This window comes from Azospirillum sp. HJ39, assembly GCF_041507355.1.
GTDB classification, from domain to species: domain Bacteria; phylum Pseudomonadota; class Alphaproteobacteria; order Azospirillales; family Azospirillaceae; genus Azospirillum; species Azospirillum thiophilum.
Genome location: NZ_CP167911.1, coordinates 2,135,813 through 2,149,615, shown reverse-complemented (window position 1 = coordinate 2,149,615; position 13,803 = coordinate 2,135,813). Strand labels below are relative to the sequence as shown.

At 67.7% G+C, this 13,803-nt stretch carries 12 protein-coding genes; 7 read left to right on the top strand and 5 right to left on the bottom strand.

What is annotated here, in order from left to right; all coding sequences use genetic code 11:
• Positions 1-12 precede the first annotated feature (12 nt).
• Positions 13-1,611 (bottom strand): exodeoxyribonuclease VII large subunit, encoded by a 1,599-nt coding sequence (gene xseA, locus ABMY26_RS23485; protein ID WP_372397036.1) that lies wholly within the window; start codon positions 1,609-1,611, stop codon positions 13-15.
• A gap of 73 nt (positions 1,612-1,684) precedes the next feature.
• Here xseA and purD point away from each other — a divergent pair, with 73 nt between their 5' ends.
• Both purD and ABMY26_RS23475 read left to right on the top strand, forming a co-directional pair.
• Complete coding sequence (purD, locus tag ABMY26_RS23480) at positions 1,685-2,971, top strand: phosphoribosylamine--glycine ligase (RefSeq protein WP_372397035.1); 1,287 nt, start codon at positions 1,685-1,687, stop codon at positions 2,969-2,971.
• A gap of 343 nt (positions 2,972-3,314) precedes the next feature.
• Positions 3,315-3,851 (top strand): hypothetical protein, encoded by a 537-nt coding sequence (locus ABMY26_RS23475; RefSeq protein ID WP_372397034.1) that lies wholly within the window; start codon positions 3,315-3,317, stop codon positions 3,849-3,851.
• A 70-nt stretch (positions 3,852-3,921) separates the two neighbouring features.
• Here ABMY26_RS23475 and ABMY26_RS23470 read toward each other — a convergent pair whose 3' ends face one another.
• Together ABMY26_RS23470 and ABMY26_RS23465 are read right to left on the bottom strand one after the other, a co-directional pair.
• The gene (locus tag ABMY26_RS23470) at positions 3,922-5,427 is read right to left on the bottom strand and encodes a PAS domain-containing methyl-accepting chemotaxis protein (RefSeq protein ID WP_372397033.1); all 1,506 of its coding nucleotides are present in this window, start codon (positions 5,425-5,427) and stop codon (positions 3,922-3,924) included.
• A gap of 250 nt (positions 5,428-5,677) precedes the next feature.
• Positions 5,678-6,112: a nucleoside deaminase gene (locus ABMY26_RS23465; RefSeq protein ID WP_372399056.1), complete on the bottom strand. Its 435-nt coding sequence runs from the start codon at positions 6,110-6,112 to the stop codon at positions 5,678-5,680.
• A 148-nt stretch (positions 6,113-6,260) separates the two neighbouring features.
• Here ABMY26_RS23465 and ABMY26_RS23460 point away from each other — a divergent pair, with 148 nt between their 5' ends.
• The 3 genes from ABMY26_RS23460 (at position 6,261) to oxlT (ending at position 10,260) form a co-directional block, all read left to right on the top strand.
• Positions 6,261-7,709 carry a pseudouridine synthase gene (locus tag ABMY26_RS23460; RefSeq protein WP_372397032.1) on the top strand — a complete coding sequence of 483 codons (1,449 nt, stop codon included), beginning with the start codon at positions 6,261-6,263 and terminating at the stop codon, positions 7,707-7,709.
• The gene (rsmD, locus tag ABMY26_RS23455; protein WP_372397031.1) at positions 7,690-8,250 is read left to right on the top strand and encodes a 16S rRNA (guanine(966)-N(2))-methyltransferase RsmD; all 561 of its coding nucleotides are present in this window, start codon (positions 7,690-7,692) and stop codon (positions 8,248-8,250) included. Before ABMY26_RS23460 ends, rsmD begins: the two co-directional genes overlap by 20 nt.
• Before the next feature lie 663 nt (positions 8,251-8,913).
• On the top strand, positions 8,914-10,260 hold the full coding sequence (gene oxlT, locus ABMY26_RS23450) for an oxalate/formate MFS antiporter (protein WP_372397030.1): 1,347 nt from the start codon (positions 8,914-8,916) through the stop codon (positions 10,258-10,260).
• Between the two features lie 110 nt (positions 10,261-10,370).
• Here the strand turns inward: oxlT and ABMY26_RS23445 are convergent, their stop codons facing one another.
• Entirely contained in the window at positions 10,371-10,580 is a 210-nt protein-coding gene (locus ABMY26_RS23445) for a hypothetical protein (RefSeq protein ID WP_372397029.1), read from the bottom strand.
• A 319-nt stretch (positions 10,581-10,899) separates the two neighbouring features.
• Between ABMY26_RS23445 and ABMY26_RS23440 the strand changes: the two genes are divergently transcribed.
• On the top strand, positions 10,900-12,582 hold the full coding sequence (locus ABMY26_RS23440) for an alpha-amylase family protein (RefSeq protein WP_372397028.1): 1,683 nt from the start codon (positions 10,900-10,902) through the stop codon (positions 12,580-12,582).
• Between the two features lie 23 nt (positions 12,583-12,605).
• On the opposite strand, the gene ABMY26_RS23435 is transcribed toward ABMY26_RS23440, so the two are convergent.
• Positions 12,606-13,043, bottom strand: coding sequence for a winged helix-turn-helix transcriptional regulator (locus tag ABMY26_RS23435; RefSeq protein ID WP_372397027.1), 438 nt, complete (start codon positions 13,041-13,043; stop codon positions 12,606-12,608).
• Positions 13,044-13,180: 137 nt separating this feature from the next.
• On the opposite strand from ABMY26_RS23435, the gene ABMY26_RS23430 reads away from it, so the two are divergent.
• Positions 13,181-13,792 carry an NAD(P)-dependent oxidoreductase gene (locus ABMY26_RS23430; RefSeq protein ID WP_372397026.1) on the top strand — a complete coding sequence of 204 codons (612 nt, stop codon included), beginning with the start codon at positions 13,181-13,183 and terminating at the stop codon, positions 13,790-13,792.
• Positions 13,793-13,803: the final 11 nt, after the last annotated feature.

The following is a 13,803-nucleotide window of genomic DNA, read 5'->3' as shown; positions in this document are numbered from 1 at the left end:
CGCCGCAACGGTTCAGAACAGGCTGCCCTGCACCGGGATCGGCCGCGGCTTCTTCGTCTCCGTCTTCTTCTCAGGCTTTGGCGCGCCGCCATCGACAGTCGCCGCAACCCTGGCGTCATCGGCGAAGACGATGGTCACCTCCAGCCCCGGCGTCGCCTGGTCGGCACGGGTGACCGGCCGGCCGTCGCGATCCTCGACCAGGGCGAAGCCGCGGGCCAGCACGCCCTTGTAGCTGTAGCTCTCCAGCAGCTGGCCCAGCGACGCCAGCATTGCCGCCTTGTCGGCAATGCCCTTGGCGTGGCTGCGGTCGAGGCGCGGCGTCAGGTCGGCGAGGCGGCGCTCGCCCTCGCCCAGCTTGACCCGCGCCGGGGCCAGCGACAGCCGGCCGGCGATCCGGTCGAACCGCCCGGCGGCGGCGGCCACCGCATGGCGCAGGCCCGAATCGAGGGCGCGGCTCTCCGACGCCAGCTTCTGTTCGGCCTGGGCCAGCTTCTCGCGCGGGTGTCGCAGCTTCGCCGCCAACTCGCCGACACGGGTGCCGCGGCGCTCCACCAGGGCGGATGCTGCGAGATTCAGCCGTTCGGCGCGGTCGTCCAGCCGCTGGGCGTGGCCTTCCAGCAGGGCGCGGGGGTCGCCCAGGCCGCGCGCCAGCCCCTCGACCCGGTTGCGGCGGTCCTCCACCGCGCGCGACGCGCAGGCGAGCAGCCGGCGCTCGTCGTCGAGGATCTGGGCCAGCAACTCGCTGCGCACCGGCACCGCCATTTCGGCCGCGGCGGTCGGGGTGGGCGCGCGGAGGTCCGACGCGAAGTCGATCAGCGTGGTGTCGGTCTCGTGCCCGACGGCGGAGATCAGCGGAATGGCGCTGCCTGCCGCGGCGCGGACGACATTCTCCTCGTTGAACGCCATCAGGTCTTCGAGCGAGCCGCCGCCGCGCGCCACGATGATCAGGTCCGGGCGGGGGACCGTGCCGCCGGGGGCGATGCGGTTGAAGCCCTGTATGGCCGCCGTCACCTCGGCCGCCGCGCGTTCGCCCTGGACGGCGACCGGCCACAGCAGGACATGGCGCGGGAAGCGGTCGTTCAGCCGGTGCAGGATGTCGCGGATGACGGCGCCGGTGGGCGAGGTGACGACGCCGATCACGTCGGGCAGGAAGGGGATGCGCTTCTTGCGGGCGGGGTCGAACAGCCCCTCGGCCGCCAGCCGCCGCTTGCGCTCCTCCAGCATCTTCAGCAGCGCGCCTTCGCCGGCCAGCTCCATCGATTCGACGATCAGCTGGTACTGCGAACGGCCGGGGTAGGTCGTCATCCGCCCGGTGACGATGACCTCCAGCCCCTCTTCCGGCCGGATGGCCAGCTTCGCCATGGTGCCGCGCCAGCACACCGCCTCGATCACCGCGGTGTCGTCCTTCAGGCGCATGTAGCAATGGCCGGAGCTGTGCTTCTTCGGCTGGCTGATCTCGCCGCGGACGCGGACGAAGCCGAACTCCTCCTCGATGCTGCGCTTCAGCCGGCGGGCGAGGTCGCCGACGGTGAATTCCGGCAGGTTGGAGCCGGGCCGCGGTTCCGGCGCGATCAGCGGGGAGGAGGATTGGGGTGCGGTATCGGACGTCATGGCGCTCTTGAGTTGGGGCGCCGCCATGATACAAGGCGCGCAGTTCGCAACAAGGCGGAAGGAGCGCCACCCCATGAAAGTCCTCGTCGTCGGATCGGGCGGTCGTGAGCATGCGCTCTGCTGGGCCATTTCCAACTCGCCGCTGTGCGACGCGCTCTATTGCGCGCCGGGCAATGCCGGCATCGCCGACGTCGCCACGCTGGTTCCCATCGGGTCGGAGGACGTGGATGCGCTGGTGCGCTTCGTCCAGGATAGCGCCATCGACTTCGTGGTCGTCGGCCCGGAAGGCCCGCTGGTGCTGGGGCTGGTCGACCGGCTGGGGGCGCTCGGCGTCAAGGCCTTCGGTCCCAGCGCCGCCGCGGCGGAGTTGGAGGGCTCCAAGGGCTTCATGAAGGACATCCTGGCGAAATACGGGGTGCCCACCGCCTTCTACGAGCGGTTCAAGGATCCCGACGCCGCCAAGGCCTATGTCCGCAGGCATGGCGCCCCCATCGTGGTGAAGGCCGACGGCCTGGCCGCCGGCAAGGGCGTCACCGTCGCCCGCACCGAGCAGGAAGCCTTCGAGGCCATCGACGACGCGCTGGTCGGCGGCCGGTTCGGCGCCGCCGGTGCGGAAGTGGTGGTGGAAGAGTTCCTCGACGGCGAAGAGGTCAGCTTCTTCGCGCTGTGCGACGGCGAGAACGCGCTGCCGCTGGCGTCCGCCCAAGACCACAAGGCGGTGGGGGACGGCGACACCGGCCCCAACACCGGCGGCATGGGCGCCTATTCGCCGGCCCCGGCGCTGACCCCCGACCTGCAGGACCGCGTGATGCGCGAGATCATCCTGCCGACGGTCAAGGGCATGGCGGCAGAAGGCAAGCCCTTCAAGGGCGTGCTGTTCGCCGGCCTGATGATCATGCCGACGCCGGGCGGGCCGGTGCCGAAGACGCTGGAGTTCAACGTCCGCTTCGGCGACCCGGAATGCCAGACGCTGATGATGCGGCTGAAATCCGACGCGCTGGCGGCATTGGTCGCCGCCGCCGACGGGGTGCTCGACAGCATCGACCTGCGCTGGCACGACCGGACGGCGCTGTGCGTGGTGATGGCGGCCAACGGCTATCCCGGCGACTATGCGAAGAACACCGAGATCCGCGGGCTCGACAAGGCCGGCGCGGTGGGCGGGGTGACCGTCTTCCATGCCGGCACGAAGCGGGCCGAGGATGGCCGGGTGCTGTCGGTCGGCGGCCGGGTGCTGGGCGTCACCGCGCTGGCCCCGACGGTGGCCGAGGCGCAGGCGGCGGCCTACAAGGCGGTGGATGCGCTCGACTGGCCGGACGGCTTCTGCCGCCGCGACATCGGTTGGCGGGCGGTGGGGCGGTAAGTCTGTTTTTTCCGAACGGGGCGTGGCGGTGCTGCGGAGCGGCCCTCCACGCCCTTTTCATTGCTGCGGTCCGGCACCAGGGCGCCGGTTACGGTTCGAACGATCCCATAGGGCCGAACGCTGATGGTTGGGACAATGTGCCCGGTTCATCGATGGTGACGAGGCTTTGTGGCGAGATCTGGCGGTCTGTTGTCCCGGACATGCCAAGAGAATGTGAGTTATCATACATGATAATCCGGCGCGAATACCGTGTCCATGGTGCGGCAACTCTTCGCTGATCGTCCGGCCGGACTTTTGCTATCTTGGAGCATCCTCCATTTTTATATGACCGTCGAGGTTCGGAATGGAAATACTCAAGATACTTGGCGCCGGGTTTTCAATGGCGGGACCGGCCAGCAAACGACGCCTGGATGAGATCGCGTCGGGAACGCTGGTACATTTTTCGCGCAAGGCCTATTTGGACAGCGTCATCGCCGGTATCTACAGGAACGGGCCGGATCGGGCGAAGTGCCGGATCCGGTTGAGCGGCGACCGCGGCACCGGAATGGGCGAGATGTTGCGCACGACGATGCGCGATTACAGGATCATCGACTTCAACCTATTCCAGGGGGCGGCAGGGCGCCGGTTCCACGACTTCGTCTATTTCTTCCTGGGTGAACCGGCACAGTGGCAGGTCGGCTCCCAGAATTTCGGCGGATCCGGGGAATTCGCGACCATCCGCGTCAAGGGGACGGACGCCCTGGCCGATCCGCGGCGGCGGTTCTTCTATCGGAGGGGGCTGTTCTGGGAAGGCGATCGCGTCGTCATCATCAAGGGGGGCTATGAAGGGCTGGCGGAGGTGGAAGGAATGCCGATCAACCTGAAGGCTCCCTTCATCTGATCTGGCGGGGGCGGAGCAGGAGGAGGGCCCGGCCTCCTCCTCCCGTCGTCCCTGGGGTGCCGGCTGGCTTTCAGGCCCGCAGCCGCTCCGACGCGGTGGCGATGTTCTGGGACACCACCTCGATGTCGCGGACCACGCGGGTGACGCTGTGCGCGATCTCCTTGGTGGCCGATTCCTGTTGCGACACCGCGGCGGCGATGGTGGTGGAGATCTGCTGGACGTCCGACACGATGGCGCCGATCCGGCGGATCGCGTCGACGGCGTGCAGCGCCTCTTGCTGGACCGAGGCGATCTGCGCGGCGATGTCGTCGGCGGCGCTGCCGCTCTGCTGGGCCAGCGACTTCACCTCGTTCGCCACGACGGCGAAGCCGCGGCCCGCATCGCCGGCCCGCGCCGCTTCGATGGTCGCGTTCAGGGCCAGCAGATTGGTCTGCGACGCGATGCTGTTGATCAGCTTGGTGATGGCGCCGATGCGCTCGGCCGAGGTGACCAGGGCCTCCACCGCGGCGTTGGTGCGCGTCGCCTCCTCCGACGCCTTCAGCGAGGCGCCGGATGCCTCGGTGGCGCGGTTGGAGATGTCGGAGATCGAGGCCGACAGCTCCTCCGTCGCGGCGGCGACGGTCTGCGCGTTGGCGGTGGCGCGGTCGGCGGCGGAGCCGACCTCGCTGTCGAGCGACTGGGCGAGGTCGGCGACTGTGCGGCGGCGCTCGCCGTCCATCTCCATCTGGCGCAGTTCGGCCATCTTCTGCGCGTCGATGTCGATCAACGATCCGCAGGCGCGCAGAGCCAGCCCGTTGACGTCGCGGGCGACGCCGCCGATGGCGCGGAACCAGCGATAGCTGCCGTTCTTCACCTTCAGCCGGTAATCGACGTCGTAGCCGGTGCGGCCGCTGCGGTCGTTCAGGCAGGCCATGAAGGCGTCGAAGGTCGGCTTGGCATCGTCGGGATGCAGCCGGTCGGCCCAGGAATTGACGCCGTTGGGAAAGCCGACGGTGTCGTCGCGGTCGAAGCCGGCCAGGCGGCGGAACTCCGGCGACCAGTGCCAGCGGCTTTGCGCATGCATCGGATCGGCGTTGTGGAAGACGGCATCCCACAGCCCGACGCCGGCATGACGGTCGAGCAGCTTGGCGCGCTCCAGCTCGTTGCGTTCGGCATCGATGTCGATCAGCGACCCGCAGGCGCGCAGGGCCAAGCCATTCGTGTCGCGGGCGACGCCGCCGATGGCGCGGAACCAGCGATAGCCGCCGGTCTTCACCTTCAGCCGGTAGTTGACGTCGTAGCCGGTGCGGCCGCTGCGGTCGTTCAGGCAGGCCATGAAGGCGTCGAAGGTCGGCTTGGCATCGTCGGGATGCAGCCGGTCGGCCCAGGAGCCGACCAGATCCGGAAATCCGGTCTTGTCGTCGCGGTCGAAGCCGACGAGGCGGCGGAATTCCTGCGACCAGCGCCAGTGGCTTTGCCCATGCATCGGATCGCCGTTGTGGATCACCGCGTCCCACAGCCCAACGCCCGCGTGACGGCCCAGCAGGGCCAACTCTTCGGCCGCGTGGTTATCCTGCGGCTTGCGGAACGACAACATCCTTAACTCCTGATGACTGAAAGCGACATTGCCAACATGCTCATATGTTGGCTGAATAAATACTTAACCGGCTATACATTTATGTACGTATTGAAGTCGAGATTTTGTGCATATGCGAAAAGTGTAGGTGGATTGCTCAAGAACTGATTCGTTCTATTTCGGACGTTTGGTGGGAAATTCAATTTCGTAACTGGAGAACTATTATTTCGGCTTGCTGGATGTATGGATGCCTTGCCCCCCCGCCGAAGGGTCACCGCCGCTCCCTGAAGAAATCCCGCAGCAGCCTTCCCGCCCGAGTTTCCCCGATGCCGCTGTAGACCTCGGGCGCATGGTGGCAGGTGGGTTGGCCGAAGAAGCGCGGGCCATGGTCCACCGCACCGCCTTTGGGGTCGTAGGCGCCGTAATAGACGCGGCGGATGCGCGCGAAGCTGATCGCGGCGGCGCACAGGGCGCAGGGCTCCAGCGTCACATACAGGTCGCAGCCGGGCAGGCGGGGCTGGCCGCGGACGGCGCAGGCCTCCCGGATCGCCAGCAGTTCGGCATGGGCGGAGGGGTCGCAGAGCTCTTCGGTGCGGTTGCCGGCGGCGGCGAGCACGGTGCCTGTGGCGGGGTCGACGATCACGGCACCGACCGGCACCTCGCCGCGCTCTGCGGCGGCCTCGGCGGCGGCGAAGGCGAGGTCCATGGGGCGGGCCATGGGGGGGGCCATGGGGCGGTGATGCGGCATAGCCGGGCAGGGTGCCAACCGCCCATCCGCTCCGTCAACCGGATTCCGGTGCTTTTCCGCTGGACTCGTGTTGCGGGCGGCGCGTCCAGGCCCTATGGTCCCGGCCATGGACCGCTCCGATACCGTCAAGAAATCCGAATCCGCCGCCGATGGCGGTGAACGCATCGCCAAAAGGCTGGCGCGCGCCGGGCTCTGCTCGCGCCGCGACGCCGAACGCTGGATCGCCGAGGGCCGCGTCGCGGTCAACAGCCGTGTGCTGGACAGCCCCGCCTGCTTGGTGCGGCCCGGCGACATCGTCCAGGTCGACGGCAAGGTCATTCCGGAACCGGAGCCGGCCCGCCTGTGGCGTTATCACAAGCCCTCGGGTCTGGTCACCACCGCCCGCGACGAGAAGGGGCGGGAGACCGTCTTCGACCGGCTGCCGCCCGACCTGCCACGCGTGGTCTCCATCGGCCGTCTCGACCTGACGACCGAGGGGCTGCTGCTGCTGACCAACGACGGCGAGCTTGCCCGTTTCCTTGAGCTGCCGGCAACCGGCTGGACCCGCCGCTACCGCGTCCGCGTCTTCGGCGAGGTCGACGAGAAGCAACTGGCCGCGCTGGGAAAGGGCCCGACCATCGAGGGCGTGCAGTACGGCCCGATCGAGGCCGCGCTCGACCGCGTCCAGGGCCGCAACGCCTGGCTGACGGTCAGCCTGAAGGAAGGCAAGAACCGCGAGATCCGCAAGGTGATGGAGTCGCTCGGCCTCCAGGTGAACCGGCTGATCCGGGTCGCCTACGGTCCCTTCCAGCTCGGCAAGCTGGAGGAGGGTGCGGTGGAGGAGGTGCCGAAGCGCGTCGTCCGCGAGCAGATCGCCCCCTTCTTCGGCACGCCCGAGGGAGCCGAGGCCCCCGAATCCGGCAGCAAGCAGCGGGCCAAGGCCCGCGCCGAGGCGGCGGTCAAGTCCGCTCCGGCCAAGTCTGTTGTGGCAAGGTCCCCGGCCAAGGCGGCCCCGGCCGGCCGTCAAACCGGCAAGGCCGATGCACAGAGCGATGCCAAGGCTGCACCGAAGCGTGCGCCGCGCTCCGCCACCAAGCGGCACGAGGCGGAAGCCGCCCGTGTCGAAGAGACCAAGCCCGCCCGCCGCAGTGCTTCGCCCCGCGGCACGCTGTCGCTCGGTGCCCAATCCGACAAGCCGGGTTTTGCCAAGCCCGGCTCTACCAAGCCCGGCCGGCCCGGCAAGCCGGACAGCCGCGACGCAGCAGCTCCGCCGCGGGGAGGAAAGCCGGCCGGCTTCAAGGCCGGGGCCTCCAAGCCCGACGGCCGGCGCCCCGAAAGCGCTGCTCCCAGGGACGCCAAGCCGGCTGACCACAAATCCGCGGCAGCCAAATCCGCCGCTCCCAAACCTGCCGGCCCCAAATCCGATCCCAGGCATACCCACAAGCCCGGCGGTTCCAAGCCCGGCACTTCCAAGAGCGCCGGTTCCAAGGGTGCCGGCCCGGCGACAAAGGGCGGCCCGAAGGCCGGGAGCGGTGGCGGACGGACGGAGCGCCCGCGTGCGGATCGTCGGCGGTAGGCACCGCGGCCGGAGTCTGGTCGCGCCGGCCGGGCGCGACACCCGGCCGACCACCGACCGCACCCGGCAAGCCATCTTCAACATCCTGGCACATGCCGACTGGGCGCCCGATTTCGAGGGCGCGGCGGTGGTCGATGCCTTCTGCGGCACCGGCGCCCTCGGGCTGGAGGCCCTGTCGCGCGGTGCGGCATGGTGCGGCTTCCTCGACATGGGCCGTGCGGCGCTGGACGCCGTGCGCGCCAATCTCGACGCCCTGCATGAGACGGACAACACCCTGGTCCTGCGTGCGGATGCGGCCAAGCCGCCGACAGCCCCGCGGGCCTGCACCCTGGCCTTCCTCGACCCGCCCTATGGCCAGGGGCTGGCGCCGCGCGCACTGGATGGGCTGCTGAAGGCCGGCTGGCTCGCCGACGGCGCGCTCGCCGTGGTTGAGGTCGCCGACCGCGATCCACTGCCACTGCCGGACGGCTTTTCGGCGATCGACGAACGCCGCTACGGCGATACCCGCGTCGCGTTCCTGACGGTCGGCCGCCCGGCCTGACCTTAGCGTCGCCCCCCGGAGGCACGGTGCCCCGGGGTCGCGCGCGCCGCTTTCAACCCCCCGAGTTCCATTTTTTCTCCCCTCGGCCTTTCTGCCGAAGCGGCCTCCCTGCTTGCCTTCCAAGGCACGGAACCGTGTTTTTCCATGATACGGAAAGACAAAACGGACTGTTGAGTTCCAAAACAATCCGAGTAAAAGATCATGTGTCGCCGATGCGGTTCCTCTATGGAAACGGCGGCATCTATCTATCTCCTAAGACTGCACACCCTCGTTCGAGGGGGCCGTGCAGGTACCGGCACGGCTTCTTTTTGCAGGAAATAGGTAAGGTTGGGAAGCGGAACACAAGAACCGATGTGGACCGGTCCCGTAAGAAGGTATGACGCGTAAGTTCTACTTGGACTGTGCATATGTCTACGGCGTCGATACGTCCGTTGGGGTCTTTCTGTCCCCGGTTTTGGTATACCAGATTACATATCTGGCATTCCAAAACCGGGACAATCGAACTCCGAGCGATTGTCGGCATCCGCGCCGAGTTCCGGATCGGAACCGTCGAAAAGAACGGTCCGTCCGGGTCAGTCCGCACTCGTGATTGGTGCGCCGGCCCCCGGGAGAGGGGTCGCGCCACCGGCTCAGGCAAGCTCAATGGGAGGCACGATGGCTCATATGAATTCACAACCGGCGGGGGCAGCGGCGGCGCCGGTGTCCGATGCCGTCCGCTGGACGCAGATCGTCGTCGGCATCGTCTGCATGGTGGCCGCGGCCAACATCCAGTACGCCTGGACGCTGTTCGTCCCGGAAATCCAGGCGACTCACGGCTGGACACGCGCATCGATCCAGACCGCCTTCACCATCTTCGTCGTCGTGCAGACGTGGCTGACGCCGATCGAAGGGTATTTCATCGACAAGTACGGCCCCCGCGTGATCGTCGCCGCCGGCGGCTTCTTTACCGGCCTGTCCTGGGTCATCGACAGCTATGCCGGCTCGCTCAGCATGCTGTATGTCGGTTCGGCCATCGGCGGCGTCGGCGTCGGCTGCGTCTATGCGACCTGCGTCAACAACGCGCTGAAGTGGTTCCCGGAAAAGCGCGGCCTGGCGGTCGGCCTGACGGCGGGCGGCTATGGCGCCGGCTCGGCACTCACCATCCTGCCGATCTCGGCGACGATCCACGCCAGCGGCTACCAGACGGCCTTCTTCTGGTTCGGCCTGCTGCAGGGCGCCATCATCATCGCCGCCGCGCTGTTCCTGCGCATGCCGCAGAAGGAGCATGTCAAGGCGTCGACCAAGGTCGCGCAGACCCGCCGCGACTACACGCTGAGCGAAGCGATCCGCACCCCGGTGTTCTGGGTGATGTGGGCGATGTTCATCGGCACCGTCACCGGCGGCCTGATGGCGGTGGCCCAGCTGGGCGTCATCGCCCACGATCTGGGCGTGAAGGAAGCACCGGTCAGCGTGCTCGGCCTGACCATGGCGGCTCTGCCCTTCGCCCTGATGCTGGACCGTGTGATGAACGGCATCTCGCGTCCGCTGTTCGGCTTCATCTCCGACCACATCGGCCGTGAGGCGACCATGTTCGTCGCCTTCACGCTGGAAGGGCTGGGCATCATCATGCTCAGCAAGTTCGGCCACGACCCGATGATGTTCCTGATCCTCAGCGGCATGGTCTTCCTGGCCTGGGGCGAAGTGTACAGCCTGTTCAGCGCGACCTCGGCCGACACCTTCGGCACCAAGCACGCCGGCAAGATCTACGGCGTCCTGTACTGCGCCAAGGGTGTCGCGGCTCTGCTGGTGCCGCTGGGCAACCTGCTGATGGAAGCCACCGGCACCTGGGCGACCGTGCTGTATGTCACCGCGACCATGGATCTGACGGCCGCAGCCTGTGCGCTCCTGGTGCTGAAGCCGATGCTGGCCCGCCACCATGCCCGCAACGAGGAGTTGGCCCGCCGCGCCGAGCAGGGCGAGGTGAGCCGTGCGGTCCCGGTCGGGGCAGCCGCCGGCACCGCCAACGGGTAGCGGCCAACGGGTTATAGGTTCAAGCGCAACGGTTCAAGCGGGGGCTTGATCCGGGTGCGAGGGTGCCAGACGGAGGACGGACCGTGGCCGAAGGGCTCCGGTCCGTCTCCTCATTCGATCCAGAACGGCCGGTCCTCGGCCTTGTCGGACTTGGGCGTCTGCTGGAAGCGGTCGGAGGAGAACAGGATGCCCGGCTCTTCCTCGGTCTCGTCCTTCTCGGGCCGGATCACCGTAAAGCCGCCGCGGCCGCTCGCCATATAGACGGCGTGGCCGATCATGCCGGTCAGCGCGAGGAACAGAAGGGCCTGGGTCTCGATCATGGCAAGGTCATCCTTATCGGAAGGGAGGGGCCAAGGGAGGGGCATCGACAGGATCAACAGCGCATGACGGCAAACGGCGCAGGTCGCGGACGGTGACGTCCCGCGGCCAAGCCAAGGTCATGCTGTGCTGCAACATAAGCAAACTGGCATGCCATCGCAAAAAGTTTTGCATGCCAGATACCGGTTGCCTGACCTGCAACTTTGCTGGACCGCTCCCTGCCCGAACGATCGGTCCACCAAGCAACGAATCCGGCCCCGCCGCTGTTTCCGCCCTGTTGCCCCGGCGTCCCGCCGGGAGCCGGCGGACGGAGCGGCGCGCATGATCCGGGACCTCTGGTACAAGAATGCGGTGATCTACAACCTGTCGCTGGCCAGCTTCATGGATGCCAACGGCGACGGCGTCGGCGATTTCCAAGGGTTGCTGCGGCGGCTGGACTATCTGCACGGGCTGGGGGTGACCTGCCTGTGGCTGGGGCCGTTCCAGACGTCGCCGATGAAGGACGACGGCTACGACGTCGCCGATTACTACAACGTCGATCCGCGCTATGGCACGCTGGGCGACTTCGTGGAATTCACCCACGCCTGCGACCAGCGCGGCATCCGCGTCATCATCGATCTGGTGATCAACCACACCTCCGACCGGCACCCCTGGTTCCAGGAGGCGCGCCGCGATCCCGACAGCAGATACCGCGACTGGTATGTCTGGTCCGACAGGAAGCCGGACAACGCCGACCAGGGCATGGTCTTTCCCGGCGTGCAGAAGACGACCTGGACCTACGACCGCGAGGCGCGGGCCTGGTATTTCCACCGCTTCTACAAATTCCAGCCCGACCTGAACACCGCCCATCCGGAGGTGCAGGCGGAACTGCTGAAGATCATGGGCTTCTGGATCCAGCTGGGCGTCGCCGGGTTCCGCATGGACGCGGTTCCATTCATCATCGCCGAGAAGGGACCGGCAGTGACGGAGCCTCGGGAACAGTTCGACATGCTGCGCAGCTTCCGCGAATTCGTGCAGTGGCGCCGCGGCGACGCGGTTCTGCTGGCGGAGGCCAACATCCTGCCGGAGGACGATCTGGAATATTTCGGCAGCGACGGCGACCGCTGCCACATGATGTTCAATTTCCAGGTCAACCAGCATTTGTTCTACGCGCTGGCCACCGCCGACACCGAACCGCTGGCCAAGGCGCTGGAGATGACGAAGCCGCGCCCGGCGACCGCGCAATGGGGCATCTTCCTGCGCAACCACGACGAACTCGACCTCGGGCGCCTGACGGAGGAGCAGCGACAGGCCGTGTTCGCCGCCTTCGGTCCCGACAAGACCATGCAGCTCTATGACCGCGGCATCCGGCGGCGGCTGGCGCCGATGCTGCACGACGACCGGCGGCGGATCGAGCTGGCCTACAGCCTGATGTTCACCCTGCCGGGAACCCCGGTCATCCGCTATGGCGACGAGATCGGCATGGGCGACGACCTGTCGCTGCCGGAGCGCAACTGCGCCCGCACGCCGATGCAATGGTCGGACGAGCCGCATGGCGGCTTCACCAAGTCCGGCGAGCCCGAGATGCCGGTGATCTCCGGCGGCGTGTTCGGCTATGAGCGGGTGAACGCCGCGGTGCAGCGCCGCGACCCCGAATCGCTGCTGAACTGGACCGAGCGCATCATCCGCATGCGCAAGGAATGCCCGGAGATCGGCTGGGGCGACTTCCGGATCCTGAAGACCGGCCGGCGGGAGGTGCTTGCCCTGCGCTACGACTGGCGCAACAACGGCGTCGTCGCGCTGCACAACCTGTCGGACAAGCCCTGCGAACTCCTGCTGGATGTCGAGGGGCATGGCGAGGCCTGCCGACTGGTCAATTTGCTGTCGGAGGACCACAGCGAGCCCGATTCCGAAGGCCGCCATCGCTTGGTGATGGAGGCCTACGGCTATCGCTGGTTCCGGGTCGGCGGGCTGGATTACCTGCTGCGCCGGACGGAGGCGGTGGAGACTCCAAGCGGCAGCTAGATCGGATCGGACTGGCGGGCCGGTCAGGCGGCGTCGAGCCGGGCCGGGCCGTCGCCCTCCGCCCGGTCATAGGCGGTGCGTGCCTCCAGCATCCGCGCGATGTGGGTTTCGGCCCAGATGCGCAGGGGCACCAGCGTTTGGGCCAGCGTGGCGCCCAGCGGGGTGATGGAATACTCGACCGTGACCGGCACGGTCGCGAAGACCTTGCGGCTGACCAGCCCGTCGCGCTCCAGGCTTTTCAGCGTCTGCGACAGCATCTTCTGCGAGATGCCCTCGATCTCGCGGCGCAGCCGGTTGAAGCGCATCGGCCCGCCTTCCAGCAGGCCCAGGATCAGGACCGTCCATTTGTCGGCGATCCGGTCCAGCGCCTGCCGGGTCGGGCAGGCCGAGATGTAGGCGTTCGGATCCTGGACCGCCTCCGACGGCTTCTTCCCGCCCAGCCCCAGCAAGGTTCCGTCCATCGGCCTCCACTCCTCCCAGAATGCCCCCTTGCGCCGGTTACGCGCGGGTGACCATGTCACGAAAAGGTGCCTTCTTTACACCAGATTTCCAAAACGGCATCAAGTCACCATTGGAAACCTACCTGGGGAAAAGCATCATGAACGTCGCCATCATCGGCGCCGCCGGCCGTGCCGGCAGCCGCATCCAGGCCGAACTGCTCCGCCGCGGCCATGCCGTGACCGCCATCGTCCGCGATCCGGCCAAGGTCGCCGCCGCCCCCGGCCTGACCGTGAAGACCGGCGACGCCAACGATGGCGAGTCGCTGGCCCCCCTGCTGGCCGGTCACGATGCCGTGGTCAGCGCCGTCATGTTCCTGATGAGCGACGCCGGGACGCTGATCGGCGCGGTCAAGCGCGCCGGGGTGCCGCGCTATCTGGTGGTCGGCGGCGCCGGCAGCCTGGAGGTCGCCCCCGGCGTCCGGGTGCTCGATCTGCCGGAATTCCCCGAGATCTACAAGGCCGAGGCGACCAGGGGCGCCGAGTTCCTCGACCGCCTGAAGGCCGAGCCGGAGCTGAACTGGACCTTCCTGTCCCCCTCCGCCGAATTCGTGCTGGGCGAGCGCACCGGCGTGTTCCGCCTGGGTGACGACAGCCTGCTGGCGGATGCGAACGGCCGCAGCTGGATCTCCTACGAGGATTTCGCGGTTGCCCTGGTCGACGAGATCGAGACGCCGGCGCACGAGCGCAAGCGTTTCACCGTGGGGTACTGAGGGGAAGCGGC

Coding starts and splice junctions, on each gene's coding strand:
- ABMY26_RS23445 (WP_372397029.1), bottom strand. CDS start 10,580: ATGATCGAGACCCAGGCCCTTCTGTTCCTCGCGCTGACCGGCATGATC.
- xseA (WP_372397036.1), bottom strand. CDS start 1,611: ATGACGTCCGATACCGCACCCCAATCCTCCTCCCCGCTGATCGCGCCG.
- ABMY26_RS23470 (WP_372397033.1), bottom strand. CDS start 5,427: ATGTTGTCGTTCCGCAAGCCGCAGGATAACCACGCGGCCGAAGAGTTG.
- ABMY26_RS23440 (WP_372397028.1), top strand. CDS start 10,900: ATGATCCGGGACCTCTGGTACAAGAATGCGGTGATCTACAACCTGTCG.
- ABMY26_RS23430 (WP_372397026.1), top strand. CDS start 13,181: ATGAACGTCGCCATCATCGGCGCCGCCGGCCGTGCCGGCAGCCGCATC.
- ABMY26_RS23460 (WP_372397032.1), top strand. CDS start 6,261: ATGGACCGCTCCGATACCGTCAAGAAATCCGAATCCGCCGCCGATGGC.
- oxlT (WP_372397030.1), top strand. CDS start 8,914: ATGAATTCACAACCGGCGGGGGCAGCGGCGGCGCCGGTGTCCGATGCC.
- ABMY26_RS23435 (WP_372397027.1), bottom strand. CDS start 13,043: ATGGACGGAACCTTGCTGGGGCTGGGCGGGAAGAAGCCGTCGGAGGCG.
- ABMY26_RS23465 (WP_372399056.1), bottom strand. CDS start 6,112: ATGGACCTCGCCTTCGCCGCCGCCGAGGCCGCCGCAGAGCGCGGCGAG.
- ABMY26_RS23475 (WP_372397034.1), top strand. CDS start 3,315: ATGGAAATACTCAAGATACTTGGCGCCGGGTTTTCAATGGCGGGACCG.
- purD (WP_372397035.1), top strand. CDS start 1,685: ATGAAAGTCCTCGTCGTCGGATCGGGCGGTCGTGAGCATGCGCTCTGC.